General features: G+C 55.5%; 12 protein-coding genes. 1 reads left to right on the top strand and 11 read right to left on the bottom strand.

Features of this window, described 5'->3' with window-relative positions; all coding sequences use genetic code 11:
- Positions 1-47: 47 nt before the first annotated feature.
- The 4 genes from B1H58_RS05235 to aaeX all read right to left on the bottom strand — a co-directional run bounded on the left by B1H58_RS05235 (position 48) and on the right by aaeX (position 4,751).
- A complete protein-coding gene (locus tag B1H58_RS05235; RefSeq protein WP_085068375.1) occupies positions 48-1,499 on the bottom strand; it encodes an NAD-dependent succinate-semialdehyde dehydrogenase in 1,452 nt (483 codons plus the stop codon).
- A 131-nt stretch (positions 1,500-1,630) separates the two neighbouring features.
- On the bottom strand, positions 1,631-3,595 hold the full coding sequence (aaeB, locus tag B1H58_RS05240) for a p-hydroxybenzoic acid efflux pump subunit AaeB (protein WP_085068377.1): 1,965 nt from the start codon (positions 3,593-3,595) through the stop codon (positions 1,631-1,633).
- A gap of 11 nt (positions 3,596-3,606) precedes the next feature.
- Entirely contained in the window at positions 3,607-4,539 is a 933-nt protein-coding gene (gene aaeA / locus B1H58_RS05245; protein ID WP_085068379.1) for a p-hydroxybenzoic acid efflux pump subunit AaeA, read from the bottom strand.
- Between the two features lie 8 nt (positions 4,540-4,547).
- Positions 4,548-4,751, bottom strand: a complete 204-nt coding sequence (aaeX, locus tag B1H58_RS05250) for a p-hydroxybenzoic acid efflux pump operon protein AaeX (protein ID WP_085068381.1) — start codon at positions 4,749-4,751, stop codon at positions 4,548-4,550.
- 271 nt (positions 4,752-5,022) lie between these two features.
- On the opposite strand from aaeX, the gene aaeR reads away from it, so the two are divergent.
- The gene (gene aaeR, locus B1H58_RS05255; RefSeq protein WP_085068383.1) at positions 5,023-5,943 is read left to right on the top strand and encodes an HTH-type transcriptional activator AaeR; all 921 of its coding nucleotides are present in this window, start codon (positions 5,023-5,025) and stop codon (positions 5,941-5,943) included.
- A gap of 33 nt (positions 5,944-5,976) precedes the next feature.
- On the opposite strand, the gene tldD is transcribed toward aaeR, so the two are convergent.
- From tldD to mreB, 7 genes are all read right to left on the bottom strand, one after another.
- The gene (gene tldD / locus B1H58_RS05260) at positions 5,977-7,422 is read right to left on the bottom strand and encodes a metalloprotease TldD (RefSeq protein ID WP_085068385.1); all 1,446 of its coding nucleotides are present in this window, start codon (positions 7,420-7,422) and stop codon (positions 5,977-5,979) included.
- Positions 7,423-7,486: 64 nt separating this feature from the next.
- Complete coding sequence (gene yhdP / locus B1H58_RS05265; RefSeq protein WP_085068387.1) at positions 7,487-11,317, bottom strand: AsmA2 domain-containing protein YhdP; 3,831 nt, start codon at positions 11,315-11,317, stop codon at positions 7,487-7,489.
- Between the two features lie 178 nt (positions 11,318-11,495).
- On the bottom strand, positions 11,496-12,965 hold the full coding sequence (rng, locus tag B1H58_RS05270) for a ribonuclease G (protein WP_085068389.1): 1,470 nt from the start codon (positions 12,963-12,965) through the stop codon (positions 11,496-11,498).
- Entirely contained in the window at positions 12,965-13,552 is a 588-nt protein-coding gene (locus B1H58_RS05275; protein ID WP_157130151.1) for a Maf family protein, read from the bottom strand. Before B1H58_RS05275 ends, rng begins: the two co-directional genes overlap by 1 nt.
- An 8-nt stretch (positions 13,553-13,560) precedes the next feature.
- Positions 13,561-14,049, bottom strand: coding sequence for a rod shape-determining protein MreD (gene mreD, locus B1H58_RS05280; protein WP_085068391.1), 489 nt, complete (start codon positions 14,047-14,049; stop codon positions 13,561-13,563).
- Entirely contained in the window at positions 14,046-15,104 is a 1,059-nt protein-coding gene (gene mreC, locus B1H58_RS05285) for a rod shape-determining protein MreC (protein ID WP_085068393.1), read from the bottom strand. The genes mreD and mreC overlap by 4 nt, the downstream gene beginning before the upstream one ends.
- A gap of 69 nt (positions 15,105-15,173) precedes the next feature.
- Positions 15,174-16,217, bottom strand: coding sequence for a rod shape-determining protein MreB (gene mreB, locus B1H58_RS05290; RefSeq protein ID WP_003855260.1), 1,044 nt, complete (start codon positions 16,215-16,217; stop codon positions 15,174-15,176).
- Positions 16,218-16,459 lie beyond the last annotated feature (242 nt).

Genomic DNA, 16,459 nt, shown 5'->3' on the forward strand with positions numbered 1-16,459 from the left:
GCCGGTTGCTCCTTACCAGGATATTGGGCGCCACGCGCCCAATCTGCTTACAGGCCACCAATATGCAGGGCTTTTACTTCCAGATACTCTTCCATACCTAATACCGAGCCTTCACGTCCCAGGCCGGACTCTTTTACGCCACCGAAAGGTGCCAGTTCGGTTGATACTGCACACTCATTGATACCGATCATGCCGCTTTCCAGCGCGGAAGATACGCGAAAGATCCGTTGCAGGTTTTGCGTATAAAAATAGGCTGCAAGGCCATATTCCGTGGCGTTTGCCCGACGGATAACCTCATCTTCATCAGTAAAACGAAAACAGGCTGCTACCGGGCCAAAAGTCTCTTCATGCGCTAACTTCATCTCTTCACTGGCCTCGGCGATAACCGTGGGCTGCCAGAAATTACCGCCTAAAGCATGCCGTGCGCCGCCGGTCACGATACGTCCGCCCTTCGCCTGCGCATCTTTTACATGCTCCTCAACTTTTTCTACCGCAGCATGATTGATTAACGGGCCAACCACTACGCCCTCCTCCATGCCGTTGCCGACCTTGAGTTTGTTAACCTCCTCTGCCAGCCGCTCAACAAAGCGCTCATAAACCGCATCGTGAATAAAAAAGCGATTCACGCTAACGCAAACCTGGCCGGCATTACGGAATTTATTGGCGATCGCCCCTTTAACCGCAGCCTCAATATCCGCATCCTCAAACACGATATAAGGCGCGTTGCCGCCCAGCTCCATAGAAATTTTTTTCATGGTTTCTGCAGCGTTACGCATCAGGGTTTTGCCTACGGCAGTGGAGCCGGTAAAGGAAATTTTACGCACCGCGCCGCTGGCCATAATGGCATCGCTGATAGCATGGGTATCACCAGCAACGCCGTTCAGCACGCCATCGGGTACGCCTGCCTTTTGCGCCAACGCCAGCAACGCAAAAGCGGAAAGCGGCGTATTATTGGCAGGCTTGATAATGCCGGTGCAGCCTGCTGCCAGCGCGGGGCCCAGCTTCCGCGTCAGCATTGCCATTGGAAAATTCCACGGCGTAATGGCAGCTACCACGCCCACCGGTTCCCGGGTGACCAGAATGCGCGCGCCGCTTTTGGCCGGTGGAATGATTTCGCCATTGACGCGTTTGGCCTGCTCGGCAAACCACTGAATAAAGCTGGCGGCATACTCCACTTCACCTTCAGCCTCTTTCAGCGGTTTGCCCTGTTCAGCGGTCATCAGCTGCCCGAGCCAGCTTTTATTCTCAATAATCAGCTGATACCAGCGATAAAGAATCTCCGATCGCTGTTTCGCGGCCAGGGCACGCCAGGCGGGAAAAGCTTGCCCGGCTGCCGCGATCGCCTGTTCGGTTTCGCGCTTGCCGCCTTTAGCTACGCGCGCGATCGCCTCGCCGGTAGCCGGATTTAGCACCTCAAAGGTTTCGCTCAGGTTTTGCCACTGGCCGTTAATCAGACAGCCCGTCTGGAAAAGTTCATGATCTTGCAGGGAATGGGTCATTTTACGCTCCTGTTTTCACTGTCCTGTTGTGCCAAGTATAGTTGGCAAAGCGTGGGCCTTCGGTTTCAGCACGGCAGGAAAACAGGGAAAACGGGCGCAAAGGCCGGTGCCTGAGGGCACCGACGGCAGGATTAAATATTGATCAGGGTATTCTGATATTTTTTCAGCATATCGGCCAGGCGCTTAACCGGCTCGGTAACGCTTAGCGGCGCCTGATAGAGCTGGAGCTTTTCCTGATAGGTATCAAACTCGCGCAGTAGCTTTTGATAATAATAACGTCGCTTGTCATCGCTACGTGAAGCGATCACCCGGTCAGCGGTATAACGCAGCTGCTTATGAAACGCCGAGAGATCGGCATTCACCGGGATCTCTGCATTCCGCAAACGCTGATGACCAATAATCAAAGTCAGTGCCAGACGGTACTTATCAATATCGCCAGGGAACAGATTCAACAGTAAAAACAGCTGTTGATAAAGCGCAGGCAGATGGTTCTCTTTACGTCGCGCCTGATTGGTCGTCAGAGCCGATACTGCTGCATACATAAACCGATTCAGCAAGGTGCGTCCGGTGCGGGCGCGTGAGTTGTCGCGAATAATCAGGATCACCATCAGCGCCACAAAACAGCCGATAACCTGGCCCAGCGCATTATCAAGGAAGGAATTTACCGAGAACGTCATTGGATTATCCAGCACCAGAATATTCAGCGTGCCGACAAATGCACCGAGCGTACCCAACTGACGCCGCTGGATAAAGATACCGGCGACAAACGCCAGTGTACCGAGCGCGATACAGAGCAGCAGCATACTCTGCTGCGTAGAGGGCATAATCACCATAAAATAGAGCGCCCCCAGCGGTACCGCCACCGTCATCCCGTAAAGAAAGTCTTTCGCCATCATCAGCGGATTCGGTGCACGCATCGCCAGCGCGGTAATCACCGCCAGCATCAGCATACAGCCGCTGCCGGACGTCCAGCCGCTATAGAGCCAGAAGAGCGTCCCCAGCGCCGTAGCAACGAAAGTACGGATGCCGTTAATCATCGCATGATGGGTTTCCGCTGAGCGCGCGCGCACCACTTCCACTTCATGGTTCAGCAAAGCCTCTTCCTGCTGACTCATGCTGCTATTGGTTTGTACGCCCTTTAACAGCATCAAATATTGCGTCGCAGCGCCTGTCCAGCTCACCAGCGTCATCGGCGTGCTTTTACTGCCGGATGCGCTTATCACGCGTCGCAGATTTTTCAGATGCTTGTGCAGATCGCTAAGGTTGTTGACCTCTTTTTCCAGCAGAACACGATACTGCGGCGGTATAAATTCAGGACGCGAGTTTTGGATCAGGAACGTTTCCGCTGCCTGCGTAATCAATGTCAGCGAAAGCGTGTGTATCCCTTTCAGGCGGCGGTTTGCCCGCTGCCAGCGTGACGACTCCATATTCAGCTGGCTGCGCATGCCGTTAAGGGTCGTGGTGCGCCGCACCAGGTTGCCCCACGCCTTATCCACCTCTTCTTTATCGCCATGAGCCACGCAGAGCTGCAGCAGGCGATACTGCTCTAACAGCAGAGTTTCGATCTCTTTATCGATCACCTTTTTGATCGAGCGCGGCGAGAACACCATATCCGCCAAAATTGCTGAGATGATGCCAATAATAATCTCACTGCAGCGTTCTACCGCAAACTGCGGAGCCAGCATCGGCGTGCTAGCGGTTAAATCCACGCTGATCACAATAATCAATGCGGTGTAACCCGCCAGCCCCAGCGCATAGGAGTTTTCTACACGCATCAAAGAGGAAACCCAAACGCAGAACCCAGCCCAGATACAGCAGAGCAGCATCATGACCACCGGCGCGCGAATGGTGGCGATCATAATCACCAACGCCGCCAGACAGCCCAGGAAGGTGCCGATGATACGCAGCATACCGCGATGGCGCAGCGCGCCAGAGTAAGGGTCGCCGCCTGCGGCAAAGGCGGTACCGCCGGCGACGATCCCGGCAGTCATCACCGCCCAGCGCGGCGTTTCCAGATTAAAATGAAAGCCAATCAGTAGCGCGGTAAGAATGGCAAAAGTCAGCTTAACCGGAAAGCGTAATCGTTCGAGTTGCATCACGCCCTCGCTTAGCCGAACTCACGCAGGCGATGCAGCAGCCGGGTCAGAGGATTTTCCGGTTTCTGCTCGCGATCTTTCTCGCCGGTGATAACGATAGTGGCAGTAGTGCCCGCAGGATAGAGGTTACCCTGCTGCCGATCGAGGCGGATCTTGACCGGCACGCGCTGCGCCAGACGCACCCACTCCAGATTCGAATCGATGGTAGCCATACCTTTGCTGTCGACGCTGCTGCTGCTGTTGGTCACGCCAGCAGCCACCGAATCAACCGTACCACGCAGCACGCGATCGCTGCCCAGCGGTGTGATCTCAGCACGATAGCCGGGACGAACACCTTCCAGCTTGGTCTCTTCCATGTAGGCCATCACGTAGTAGGAGTTCTGTTTTACCAGCGCCACGGAAGTTGTGCCGCGCGTAATAAACTCACCGGTAAATACATTGAGGTTGGTAACCCAGCCATTAGCCGGCGCCCGGATAACCGTACGTTCCAGATCCAGCTTCGCCAAATCGCGCGAGGCCTGCGCCTTCGCCAGCTGATGTTCGGCAGTTTGCAGATCGTTATTGGATTGTTCGATCGCTTCGCGTGACATGGCGATCACGCCCAGCTTGTTGCGGCGGGCCGCTTCACGACGTTTCTCATTAACCAACGCCTGGTAATACTGAACATCCGCATCCGCTTCCGCGAGCGCTTTCTCGAAACGCGGCTGGTCGATGGTAAACAGCACGTCGCCCTTTTTTATCAGCTGGTTATCATGCACGCGCACGTCAGTAATCAGACCGGTGACGTCAGGGGCGATAGCCACCACGTCAGCGGCGAATTTAGCATCTCGTGTCCAGGGCGATTCGGTATAAAAAGCCCAGGCGCGGAAAACAACCACCACGGCGATAACAACCAGAATCAGGGTAATGGCATAGCGCGCAATTTTTCTTATTAGAGCTTTCACTTAAAACCTCAGACGAACAGACAGGATACTAAATAGAACAGGCAACAATAGAGTGCGGTATTAAACAGCGCCGGATGCCAGACAAAATCATACAAACCAACCGGCTGCAATACGCGACGTACCAGCCAGAACAGCAAGAGCGAGACAATGATTTCAAAAAATATGGGCGGAAAAGAGAGCCCAAATATGACAATAACCGGTAACACACTCATCTTTTATCCTTGTTGATACGTAACCGGGCCATACCGTGATGCCAGCGCGAAACGGCCTGCATATACAGGTAGTTTCATATTACGGGTTGATGATGATCGGACGACAGGTACACTGTCAGACGAATATCAGCACCTAAAGCATAGCGTGTACTTAAGTGTCCTGGCACAAAAGGTGAGTCACCAGACGGCAACCCGGCGTCATATAGTAACGCGCCTGACTATAAGTTATCTACATAATGTGATCTAAATCACTTTTAAGCCAGAGTGAATAATGGAACGACTCAAGGGTATGTCGGTTTTTGCCAAAGTGGTTGAATTGGGGTCGTTTACTGCCGCTGCGCGTCAGTTACAGATGAGCGTTTCCTCAATAAGCCAGATTGTCTCTAAACTGGAAGATGAACTGCAGGTTAAATTACTCAATCGCAGCACCCGCAGCCTTGGGCTGACCGAGGCGGGCCGCATCTACTATCAGGGGTGTCGCCGGATGCTGACGGAAGCGCATCAGGTACATGAACAGCTGTATGCTTTTAATAACTTGCCGATCGGCACGCTGCGCATCGGCAGCTCATCCACCATGGCGCAAAACGTGTTGGCGAATATGACGGCGGAAATGCTGCAGGAATATCCCGGCCTGACGGTGAATCTGGTAACCGGTATTCCGGCACCCGATCTGATTGCCGATGGGCTGGACGTGGTGATCCGGGTCGGGGCGTTACAGGATTCCAGCCTGTTTTCGCGCCGCCTGGGCTCAATGCCGATGGTGGTTTGCGCCGCGAAACACTACCTTGAGCAGCACGGTACGCCCGAGAAACCCGCCGATATTGCTAACTTTTCATGGCTGGAATATAGCGTGCGGCCAGACAGCGATTTCGAACTGATCGCGCCGGAAGGGATCAGCACGCATCTTTCGCCGCAGGGGCGCTTTGTTACCAATGACTCACAAACGCTGATCCGCTGGCTGAAGGCAGGCTGCGGCATCGCCTATGTTCCGCTGATGTGGGTGATCGAAGAGATTAAGGCGGGTGAAGTGGAGATACTGTTTAGTCGCTATCAGTCAGATCCGCGTCCGGTCTATGCTCTTTATACGCAGAAAGATAAGCTGCCGTTGAAAGTACAGGTGTGTATTGATTATCTCAGCGTCTGGTTTAAAAAGGTGGCGGAGATCTATCAGGAACATCGCAACAGCGGTTAAATCCCTGGCAGAGAACCTGCCAGGGAAGGCAAATCAGGCGGTGCCGCCTACGGTCAAACGATCCAGTTTCAGCGTTGGCTGGCCGACACCTACCGGCAGGCTCTGCCCTTCCTTGCCGCATACGCCCACGCCTTTATCCAGCGCCAGATCGTTGCCGACCATGGAAATTTGCTGCATCGCTTCAATACCCGATCCAATCAGCGTCGCGCCTTTTACCGGACGCGTCACTTTTCCTTTCTCGATCAAATAGGCTTCTGAAGTAGAGAAAACAAACTTGCCGGAGGTGATATCCACCTGCCCGCCGCCAAAGTTAGGCGCGTAGAGGCCATACTCCACGCTTTCAATAATTTCCTGCGGCGTCGACTGCCCCGCCAGCATATAGGTATTGGTCATGCGCGGCATTGGCAGATGCGCATAAGATTCACGGCGACCATTACCGGTGGGCTTAACCCCCATCAGGCGCGCGTTAAGCTTATCCTGCATATAGCCTTTCAATATGCCATTTTCGATCAGCACGTTGTACTGGCCCGGTACGCCTTCATCATCAATGGCTAACGAACCGCGCAGGCCATCCAGCGTACCATCATCTACCACCGTACAGAGTTCAGATGCCACCAGTTTGCCCATCTGCCCACTGAACATAGAGGTGCCGCGTCGGTTGAAATCACCTTCCAGCCCATGCCCGACCGCTTCGTGCAGCAGCACGCCAGGCCAGCCTGCGCCCAGCACCACCGGGATTGAGCCCGCAGGCGCCGCAACGGCGGAGAGGTTAACCAGCGCCATGCGTACCGCTTCGCGCGCCCAGCGCTCGGCCCGCACTTCGCCCGCTTCATCAGCAAGGAAGAAATCATAGCCGGTACGTCCGCCGCCGCCGCTGGAACCGCGCTCGCGTTTGCCATCCTCTTCCACCAGTACGCTGACCGACAAGCGCACCAAAGGACGCACGTCTGCCGCCAGCGTGCCGTCGGTCGCCGCCACCAGCACCAGTTCATATACGCCGGTCAGGCTGGCGCTGACTTCCTGCACGCGCTTGTCCGCCATACGTGCCGCGCTATCGACGCGGTGCAGCAGAGCGATTTTTTCTTCGCGCGACAGGCTTTGTAAAGGATCGAAAGCGGGATAAAGCGCCTGATGCGATACCGCAGCCAGCGCCTGCGCCTTGCCGTTGCCCTGCTCACGAACAATGCTGCGGGCAGCCTGCGCGCTTAGCTGCAGTGCGTTCAGGGTAATTTGGTCAGCATAGGCGAAGCCGGTTTTCTCACCGCTAACGGCGCGTACTCCAACGCCCTGATCGATATTCCAGGAGCCATCTTTAATGATGCGATCCTCCAGCACCCAGGACTCATGGTAGCTGGACTGGAAATAGAGATCGGCATAATCCAGGCGACGTTCTGAAAGCTGCCCAAGCAGGGTGAACAAATCCTGCTGATTGATGTTGTTCGCAGTTAGCAATTGCTCACTTACCAGATTCAGACTCATCGTTTCTCACTCGTTGTGTGACATTATTGCTATAGCCTGCGGTAATTCCCCTGCGGCGTCAAATTCACTTCGCGCTCTTTTCACGCGGTTTGCGCAACACTTCGTTAATTTCCGGTTTATCGATGGGGCCGCTGATGTGATAACGCAGCAGTGAGATTTTGTTCCATAACGGTCCCAGCACCTTGCTGGCAGCAAAAACCGCTGCGCCGACCACCGGATTGATCACAAACGCGGTCGCAACCCCCACCGATGCTGAAATTTCAGGGGCAACAACGGCTTCCATATCAATCTGCCGCTTCACCAGATCCAGCTTGCCCTGCATGGCGATATCCGCTTCCAGCCCATCTACCAGCAGATTGTCGGTTTGCATCACGCCATCTTTGATCCATGCCGTGCCGTTAATAGAGTCAAACCAGAACCCTTCGCTAAAGGTATCGCTAAAATCGAGGCGCAACTTGCGCAGCAGTGCGTCGAAGCTAACCAGCCGCAGCAGCTGACCGGCACGTCCACTGCTGACATCAGCGATTTGCCCTCTGCCAAAATGGGTTTTCAGCACGCCGCTTAGCGACGATTCCGATGGCTGCCAGGGCGCAGCACGCCAGTGCAGATCATAATCGAGCGCGAAAGGCGCATCGCGTAGCGGCGTATTCACGCCAAACCAGTTGGTGGCATTATTGATATTGCTGCCGCTGAGTTTGCCTTTCAGCGAGGTACGCTGTTCGGCGGAGCGATTAACCCACTCGCCGCTAACGGTCAGGCGCGAGCTGCCGGTATCCACCAGCCCGTTGGTCAGCATTAGCGTATCCTTCTGCGGCGTCAGGTATGCCTGGATGCGTCCGAACTTTTGTCCGCGCAGCCAGCAATCGTCACAGTTGATTTGCAGCGCCGGCCAGCCGGCAAAGTTAATCGCGCTGCTTTCCTGCGGCTGAGTGGGTGAGGCCTCTTCGCTGCCGCTTTGCCATTCCGGGTTGTAATAAAGCCAGCCAAGATGCGCGCGCCATGGCCCACTGGGGGGAATATCTAACTTGCCGTTGATTTCACGGCTCTGCGCCTCGACCTGCATTCCCCCAGCCATCAGCTGGCGCAGCGTAATCTGCGTATCGCGCCACTGCTGTCCTGCCAGCTGGAGAGCGGGCGTACTCAGCGTGATATCGCCAGGTAGCCGGTTACCGGTTATCGCACCGCCGCCGCCGGTTTTTGAGGCGGCTTTCTGCGTTCCGCCATCGGCCATCAGCAGTTTCAACCAACTGTCGCCGTCCAGCGGCGGTAGCTGCAGCACCATACCGCGCGCATCCGGCAGGGCTGGCGTGCTTTTCGCCTCGTTCAGCCAGATACCGCGATCGAGACGCAGCTGTTTACCAGGCAGCCAGCGGCTGTTAAAGCGCTGCTGATCACCTGCTACGCCCTGTAAGTCAAAGTGCTGCAGATCGCCGCTTGCCGTTATCTTTAGCGGCAGCGCTTCGCCGCGCTTTTTAGCCAGCGGAGAAGGTAAGTTACTGCTTACATTCTTCAGGTCGCCAGCAAGATCAATTTTATATTTCGCTCCGCCCTTATTTGGCAACGTGATAGCAACATCGCCCTGCCAGGGAAGCGTGCCCCTCAGCTGCTGGCTCACGCCTGCGGGCAGCGCCGCAAGTTTATTAACCTGCCACTCAGCCGCCAGACTAACGCCAATTTGATAATCCTGCGGCCGCTCTTCGGTATGAAAATTAACGCTAACCGGCTGCCCAAACCAGTTGGCCCGCAGCGTATCGCTGTGCAGGTTGCCATTATCGTAGGTAAAACTGCCGTTAAGCGCGGTAAGACGACTATTCAGCGGGGCGATAAGCAGCGTGTTATTCGCCAGCTGCACATCACCGCGCGCATGAACCTGCTCGCCATCCAGCGGAATATCCAGTTGCAGGTGCCCGCCGGTTTCTCCGCCCAACTGCAGTTCATCCAGCGCGGCACCCAGCGAAGATCGCAGCGGCGTCTGGTTAAAGTAAGCGCGGATGTCAGCCGCCTCGCCGCGCAGATCGCCATTAACGATCAGCTTCTCTTTCAGGTAATCCGGTATCACGGCGCTGACGTTGTTTGCCTGAACCTTGCCGAGCATCGCCTGCTTCGCTGTCATCCACAGGCCATCGTTAACAAAATCGAGATCGATATCCAGATTTTCAAGCGCCGGCCAGCCTGGCTGAAAAGCGTAGCTTGCGCGACGCAGCGGCACAGAGACTTCAAACATGCCTTCGTTATGGCGGAAGGGGAATAGTTTTGGATTGCCGGCAAACAGTAGCGTAGCGTTAGCGGCCTGCCCGCCTTTAATCGCCCCGCTGAGATAATCGGTTAAGTGAGTGCCCATCAGCGGTTCAGGGAAGTAACGCCAGGCATCGCCAGCATTGGTGACATGGATCCCGGCCAGAATATCGAGGCGCGGCGCCAGTCCGGTGCCCTGACGGTAGCTGAAATCCCCTTTGGCCCACAGCGAGCGCGCCTGTACATCAAGGTTTTTGCCCTGCAGCGCCAGCGCATTTTTACTTTGCTGCCAGCTCAGGGTGCCGGTGGCGCTTTTGATCTCCAGTGGTGCCCGAAACATGGTGCCGTAAGGCATTACCGCGTCTTTGATGCCAATATCCAGCCGACCATCCGGCAGGCTACCGCTCAGTGTGCCGGTAACATGCTGCGCGCCCGGCAGCAGCTGCCAGTGTTGCCAGCTTAAATCGCGCCAGCGCGCCTGAAAGCGACTTTGATCCGGCTGCTGCAGCGGAATATCCAGCGCCAGCGCATCAATTTGCCCGTGCGGCTGCAGGGTGCGCCAGTTCTCCAGCATCTGCGGCGACAGGCGGGAGAATAACGGAATTAGCGGTTCCAGCCGCTGGAGATTAAGCCCGGTGGCGCGTACGCGCAGCTCTTCCACGCTTTGCGGCTCCGGGCCGATAGCATGCTGCGGCAGCCAGGCCAGAGAAAAGTGCCCTTTTGGCCATGGCTGGCCATCGGTGCGTAAGCTGTTTTGCGGCACGGTTACCGTCCAGCCGCTGCGCCAGCGCGCCAGATGCATCGTCAGGTTATCCACCTCCAGCCGATGCGGTTGCTTATCGCCCTGCCAGCGTGCGCCGCCCTGTTTCAGCCAGACATCGCCATCATACACTTCGCCCTCTTTCAGGCTAAGCCAGGCGGCCAGGCTGAAACGCGCGCTCTGAAGCGTGGTATTATCGCGCATCCACTGCCCCAGCCAGGGCTTAACATCCACGTCGTCCGCCTGTAGCCAGATGCGTCCGTCATTCAACAGACCATTCTCATCATGCAGATCTAAGCGTACCTGTACCACGCCATGCTGGCCGGTAAAGCTGGAGAGGCTGACTTCCCCTTCTGCCCGATGGCGCGCTTTTTCATTCAGCCAGCTCAGCCGCGGTATCGCCAGCTCGGCGCGCTGCCCGGAAAGCGTTTGAAAACGAATACGGCTATCGCGCAGATCAAAATGGTCGAACTGACGCAGGAACAGATCGTTGATCTGACCCGCTTTTAGCGTGTGATTATTTTTATCATTACTGATCAGCGGCGAACGGCTATCGAGGTCGAGCTGCCAGAAAGTCAGCTCACGAAACTGCCAGCGGGCGTGCAACAGGGATTGCCAGACATCCAGCGCCAGCGTCACGCGGCCAATATCCAGCGAGCCGCCGTCGGGCAGGGAAACGGCCAACCGGCGCACATCCAGCGTCGGGCCGAAGTTTTCCCAGCGCCCCTGCAATGAGGCAGCATCCATTTTTAAACCGGTCGCGGAGGAAACGGCGCCAAGCAGCGCGCTGCGATGATGATTTAACTGCGGCATCACCAGCCGCAAGCCACTGACCAGTAGCGCAACGATAACGATTACCGCAACGCCTGTAAGTAACAGGATCCTGGGCAGTTGCCTCACACTCCTCTCCTTGTCTTGCGCAAACTGAACGGATGAATAAGCTGGCTCATATTCCCGAACGTGCCGTTGCAGCAGCCAGGGAGAATCAGGTCAGCAGAGTTTACCTGAAACAGAGGCGCATTTTTAGCGCTTGACCGGAGTGAAATCTTCAAATACAGACCAAAATATTAACCAGATTTTACATCATCACCACGTCAAACTGCTCCTGGGTATAGAGCGGTTCGATCTGCACCTTTACCTGCTTGCCGACAAACAGCTCCACTTCAGCCAGCGCATGCGACTCTTCGCTTTTCAGCGCTTCGCCAACGGTGGGTGAAACATAGACCAGAAAGCGGTCGGAGTCATAAGCATGATGAACACGTACAATTTCACGCATGATCTCGTAGCAGACGGTTTCCACCGTTTTCAGCGTGCCGCGTCCTTTACAGACCGGGCAGTCCTGACATAACACATGCTCAATGCTTTCGCGGGTACGCTTACGCGTCATCTCCACCAGCCCCAGCGCGGAAAAACCGTTGATGCTGGTTTTCACCCGATCTTTACTCAGCGCGCTGTCCAGCGAGTGCAGTACGCGACGGCGATGTTCTTCATTACTCATATCGATAAAATCGATAATGATGATGCCGCCCAGGTTACGAAGCCGCAGCTGACGTGCGATCGCCTGCGTCGCTTCGATATTGGTGTTAAAAATGGTCTCATCCAGATTGCGATGACCCACAAAAGCGCCGGTATTGATATCGATAGTCGTCATTGCTTCCGTCTGGTCGATAATCAAATAGCCGCCCGATTTCAGCTCAACCTTACGATCGAGCGAACGCTGGATCTCATTTTCCACATCATAAAGATCGAAAATCGGCTGACGACCGCTGTAATGTTCCAGCTTGGCCGTCATTTCCGGCATATATTCTGAGGTGAACTCCAGCAACAGCTCATAGGTCAGCCGTGAATCAACGCGAATGCGATCGAGCGCGGCGCCTGCGAAATCACGCAGTACGCGCTGCGCCAGCGCTAATTCGCCATACAGACGGCAGCGCGTTTTATTACGCTTTTTTCGCTCAATGACTTTGGTCCACAGGCGCTTGAGAAAAGCGGCATCCTGCGCCAGCTCCTCTTCGCCAATGCCTTCCGCCGCCGTGCGAATGATAAATCCGCCCTGCTCATCGCAATAGGCGGAAACCACGGCTTTCAGACGGTCGCGCTCGGCTTCGCTTTCAATGCGCTGTGATACACCAACGTGAGAGGCACCCGGCATAAAAACCAGATAGCGCGAAGGCAGGGTGATATCGGTAGTCAGACGTGCCCCTTTGGTGCCAAGCGGATCTTTTACCACCTGCACCATCAGATCCTGGCCCTGACGCACCAGCTCTGCGATATCGCGGACGCTGAAATTCTTCTGTTCTTCGCCAGCCACGCATTCGGTATGCGGCATAATATCGGAGGCATGCAGAAACGCCGCTTTGTCCAGGCCGATATCCACAAAAGCAGCCTGCATGCCTGGCAAAACCCGACTTACGCGACCTTTGTAGATATTGCCGACGATGCCGCGCTTCGCTTCGCGCTCAATATGGATTTCTTGCAGGATACCGCCGTCAATATAGGCCACGCGTGTTTCTGATGGCGTGACGTTAACCAGTAGCTCAGCCGTCATCATCTCCCCTTACTTACCTCACGCAACGATTGAAAATGGCTGAGCAGTTCGCTGGTTTCCACCAGCGGCAGGCCAACCACGGCGTGATAGCTTCCGTTAATTTTTCTGACAAAATTGCCGCCAAGCCCCTGTATACCGTATGCGCCGGCCTTATCCATCGGTTCGCCGCTGGCGATGTACGCCTGAATATCCTGCGGCGTCAGCAGCCGGAAGGTCACATCCGTAGTCACCAGACAGTCAAGCTCACGCTGACGATCCGCCAGCGCCACGGCCGTCAGCACCTGATGCGTCTGGCCGGAGAGACGCGTCAGCATCTCTGCAGCATGTAGCGCATCGCGCGGTTTTTCCAGCACTTCACCGTTCAGTACCACAATCGTATCAGCGCCCAGCACCGGCAGATCCTGCGGTGCCACAGCCACGCCCGCCTGCGCTTTTTCACGCGCCAGCCGACGCACATATTGCGGCGCGCTCTCGTCCTCCCGGCGCTGCTCTTCTACGTCGGTAATAACACGTTCAAAATGCAGGCCAAGCTGCGTCAGCAGTTCACGACGACGCGGTGAACCGGAGGCAAGATAAAGGGATAACATAGTTGTCCTTACTGAACAGCGAATTGACGACGAATCTTTCTCATCAATAAGAATAGCCAGGGCCACAAAATACCGTCTACCACGCTACTCCAGAAAATCTCTGGCCGAAACGAAATATTGATAACTAAAAACTCAGCCCAGAAAACAATGACATCCATTGCCAGCGACAGCACCATAACCATTAACGCCTGTTGCCACAACGCCAGGTTACGGAAAAGCTGAAATTTGAAAGCGACCAGATAGGCGATAATGCTCAGCGCCAGTGCCCGTACCCCCAGCGTGGAGCCGGAGATCAGATCCATAATGCCGCCCATGACAAAACCGGTGCCGACGCTCACCCGATGCGGTAGGGCCAGCAGCCAGTAAATCAGGATCAGCAGCAGCCAGGAGGGACGAAACATATAAAAATTGTCCGGCCACGGCATAATTTGCAGGATCAGCGCCACCAGAAAGGATAGCCAGATAACCCAGCGGCCATGGCTGCGATAACGACTCAAGGACGGCCTCCCTGCGCGGCAGGCTGGCTGCCCGGTACGGCAGTGCGGCTATCGGTTGAAGGCGTCGCTGAGGCAGGCGTTGAAGGATTTGCCTGCGCCGGCGCGCCTTCAGCGGCTGGCGGCAACGGCGGCCCCATCTCTCCGGCTGGCGGCAGCACCTGCGGCATCATCTGCATCAGGCGCTCGTTCGCTACCCGATGCACTTCATCCGGTGCCATTGGCATATCGCCGTTACGATCTGCGCCCCACAGCAGCAGTAAATAGCGCAGACGCTGCAGCCCTGCCGTTGGACGCGCCTGAATCACCGTATAGGCGCGCTGCGTATCCACTTTCACGGATGATACTACCGCGACCGGATACCCTTCCGGGAAACGCCCGCCGAGGCCGGAGGTGACCAGCACGTCGCCAACGCGAATATCAGTATTGCCCGGCAGATGCTCCAGTTGCAGATCTTCGGTGCAGCCGTTGCCGGCAGCGATAACGCGAATATCATTACGCAGCACCTGAATTGGCAGAGCATGAGACGCATCGCAAATCAGCAGCACGCGGCTGGTCATCTGCCCCACCGCAATCACCTGCCCAACCACGCCCTTATCGCTGATTACCGGCTGCCCTTCATAGACGCCATTGATGCTGCCTTTATCAATCACCACCTGATCGGTATAGGGATCGGTGCCGGTAGAAATCACCTGAGTCACCATTTTATGCTCATCCTGACGCAGCGGCGATCCTAACAGCTCGCGCAGACGCGCATTTTCCTGCCGGTATTGTCCCAGCATCAGCAGCTCAGTGTTTTTCAGAAAGAGTTCGCGCTGCAGCGCTTTATTCTCCTTTTCAAGCTGCTGGCGAGAGGCCAGCGTTTCAGCAACGCTGTCCAGAATTTGTCGTGGCCCATTGGCCAGAAAATAGAATGGACTTACGGCCGTGTCCATATAGTTACGGATTTGGGTAAACGAACCCACGCGGCTGTCGGCGATAATGATGCCGATGGCCACAATAACCGCCAGAAAAAGGCGGAGCTGCAGGGAGGGCCCCCTGCTGAAAATTGGCTTCATAAACTCTGCGTATTCCCCGACATCAAAAAAAGGGAGTGTTGCTTTCGCCGCGCACTCCCTTCTGGCAGATTATTCTTCGCTGAACAAATCGCCGCCGTGCATGTCGATCATTTCCAACGCTTTACCGCCGCCACGAGCGACACAGGTCAACGGATCTTCCGCTACCACGACCGGAATGCCGGTCTCTTCCATCAGCAGGCGGTCAAGATTACGCAATAGCGCGCCGCCGCCGGTCAGGACCATGCCGCGCTCTGAAATATCGGATGCCAGCTCTGGCGGACACTGTTCCAGCGCAACCATTACAGCGCTAACGATACCGGTTAGCGGCTCTTGCAGGGCTTCCAGGATTTCGTTGGAATTAAGGGTAAAGCCACGCGGTACGCCCTCAGCCAGATTACGGCCGCGCACTTCGATTTCGCGAACCTCATCACCCGGATAGGCAGAACCGATTTCATGCTTGATACGTTCTGCGGTTGCTTCACCAATCAGTGAGCCGTAGTTACGGCGTACATAATTAATAATAGCTTCATCAAAACGATCGCCGCCGATACGCACGGAGGAGGAGTAGACCACGCCGTTAAGAGAAATCACCGCGACCTCGGTGGTACCGCCACCAATATCCACTACCATAGAACCGGTTGCTTCAGATACCGGCAGGCCTGCGCCGATTGCGGCAGCCATTGGTTCTTCGATCAGGAAAACTTCACGCGCGCCTGCTCCCTGAGCAGATTCGCGGATTGCGCGGCGCTCAACCTGAGTAGCGCCGACCGGAACGCATACCAGCACGCGCGGGCTGGGACGCATAAAACTGTTGCTATGCACCTGCTTAATAAAGTGTTGCAGCATTTTCTCAGTAACAAAGAAATCAGCGATTACGCCATCTTTCATTGGACGAATAGCGGCAATATTGCCTGGCGTACGACCAAGCATCTGTTTTGCATCATGACCGACAGCCGCAACGCTCTTGGGAGAGCCGGCACGATCCTGGCGGATGGCAACGACTGAGGGCTCATTCAGCACGATACCCTGGCCTTTGACGTAGATCAGGGTATTCGCGGTACCCAGGTCAATGGACAAGTCGTTGGAAAACATGCCACGAAATTTTTTAAACATACTAAAGGATAATCCTGCAAGCTGGGGGCGGAAAATAAAATCCGCTTACTTTACCAACCACGCGAAGCCGCCACAAGGCGCAAAAACGTTCTACTTCGGTGAAAAATCATGCTATCTCGCGCTTGTTACCACCTCATCGAACGGATGCAGCAATATTCGGCCGAAAAAGCAGCTGAATACCCGCGAAATCGGGCTGATAAGCGGACATAACAGTTATAAAATCTAACATTTAAATTCCACGG

This window comes from Pantoea alhagi (assembly GCF_002101395.1).
Taxonomy (GTDB): Bacteria; Pseudomonadota; Gammaproteobacteria; order Enterobacterales; family Enterobacteriaceae; genus Mixta; species Mixta alhagi.

Bases quoted from the DNA above. Each gene is read 5' to 3' on its own strand.
- mreB (WP_003855260.1), bottom strand. From the start codon at position 16,217: ATGTTTAAAAAATTTCGTGGCATGTTTTCCAACGACTTGTCCATTGAC.
- B1H58_RS05275 (WP_157130151.1), bottom strand. From the start codon at position 13,552: ATGTTATCCCTTTATCTTGCCTCCGGTTCACCGCGTCGTCGTGAACTG.
- aaeX (WP_085068381.1), bottom strand. From the start codon at position 4,751: ATGAGTGTGTTACCGGTTATTGTCATATTTGGGCTCTCTTTTCCGCCC.
- mreC (WP_085068393.1), bottom strand. From the start codon at position 15,104: ATGAAGCCAATTTTCAGCAGGGGGCCCTCCCTGCAGCTCCGCCTTTTT.
- rng (WP_085068389.1), bottom strand. From the start codon at position 12,965: ATGACGGCTGAGCTACTGGTTAACGTCACGCCATCAGAAACACGCGTG.
- B1H58_RS05235 (WP_085068375.1), bottom strand. From the start codon at position 1,499: ATGACCCATTCCCTGCAAGATCATGAACTTTTCCAGACGGGCTGTCTG.
- tldD (WP_085068385.1), bottom strand. From the start codon at position 7,422: ATGAGTCTGAATCTGGTAAGTGAGCAATTGCTAACTGCGAACAACATC.
- aaeB (WP_085068377.1), bottom strand. From the start codon at position 3,595: ATGCAACTCGAACGATTACGCTTTCCGGTTAAGCTGACTTTTGCCATT.
- aaeR (WP_085068383.1), top strand. From the start codon at position 5,023: ATGGAACGACTCAAGGGTATGTCGGTTTTTGCCAAAGTGGTTGAATTG.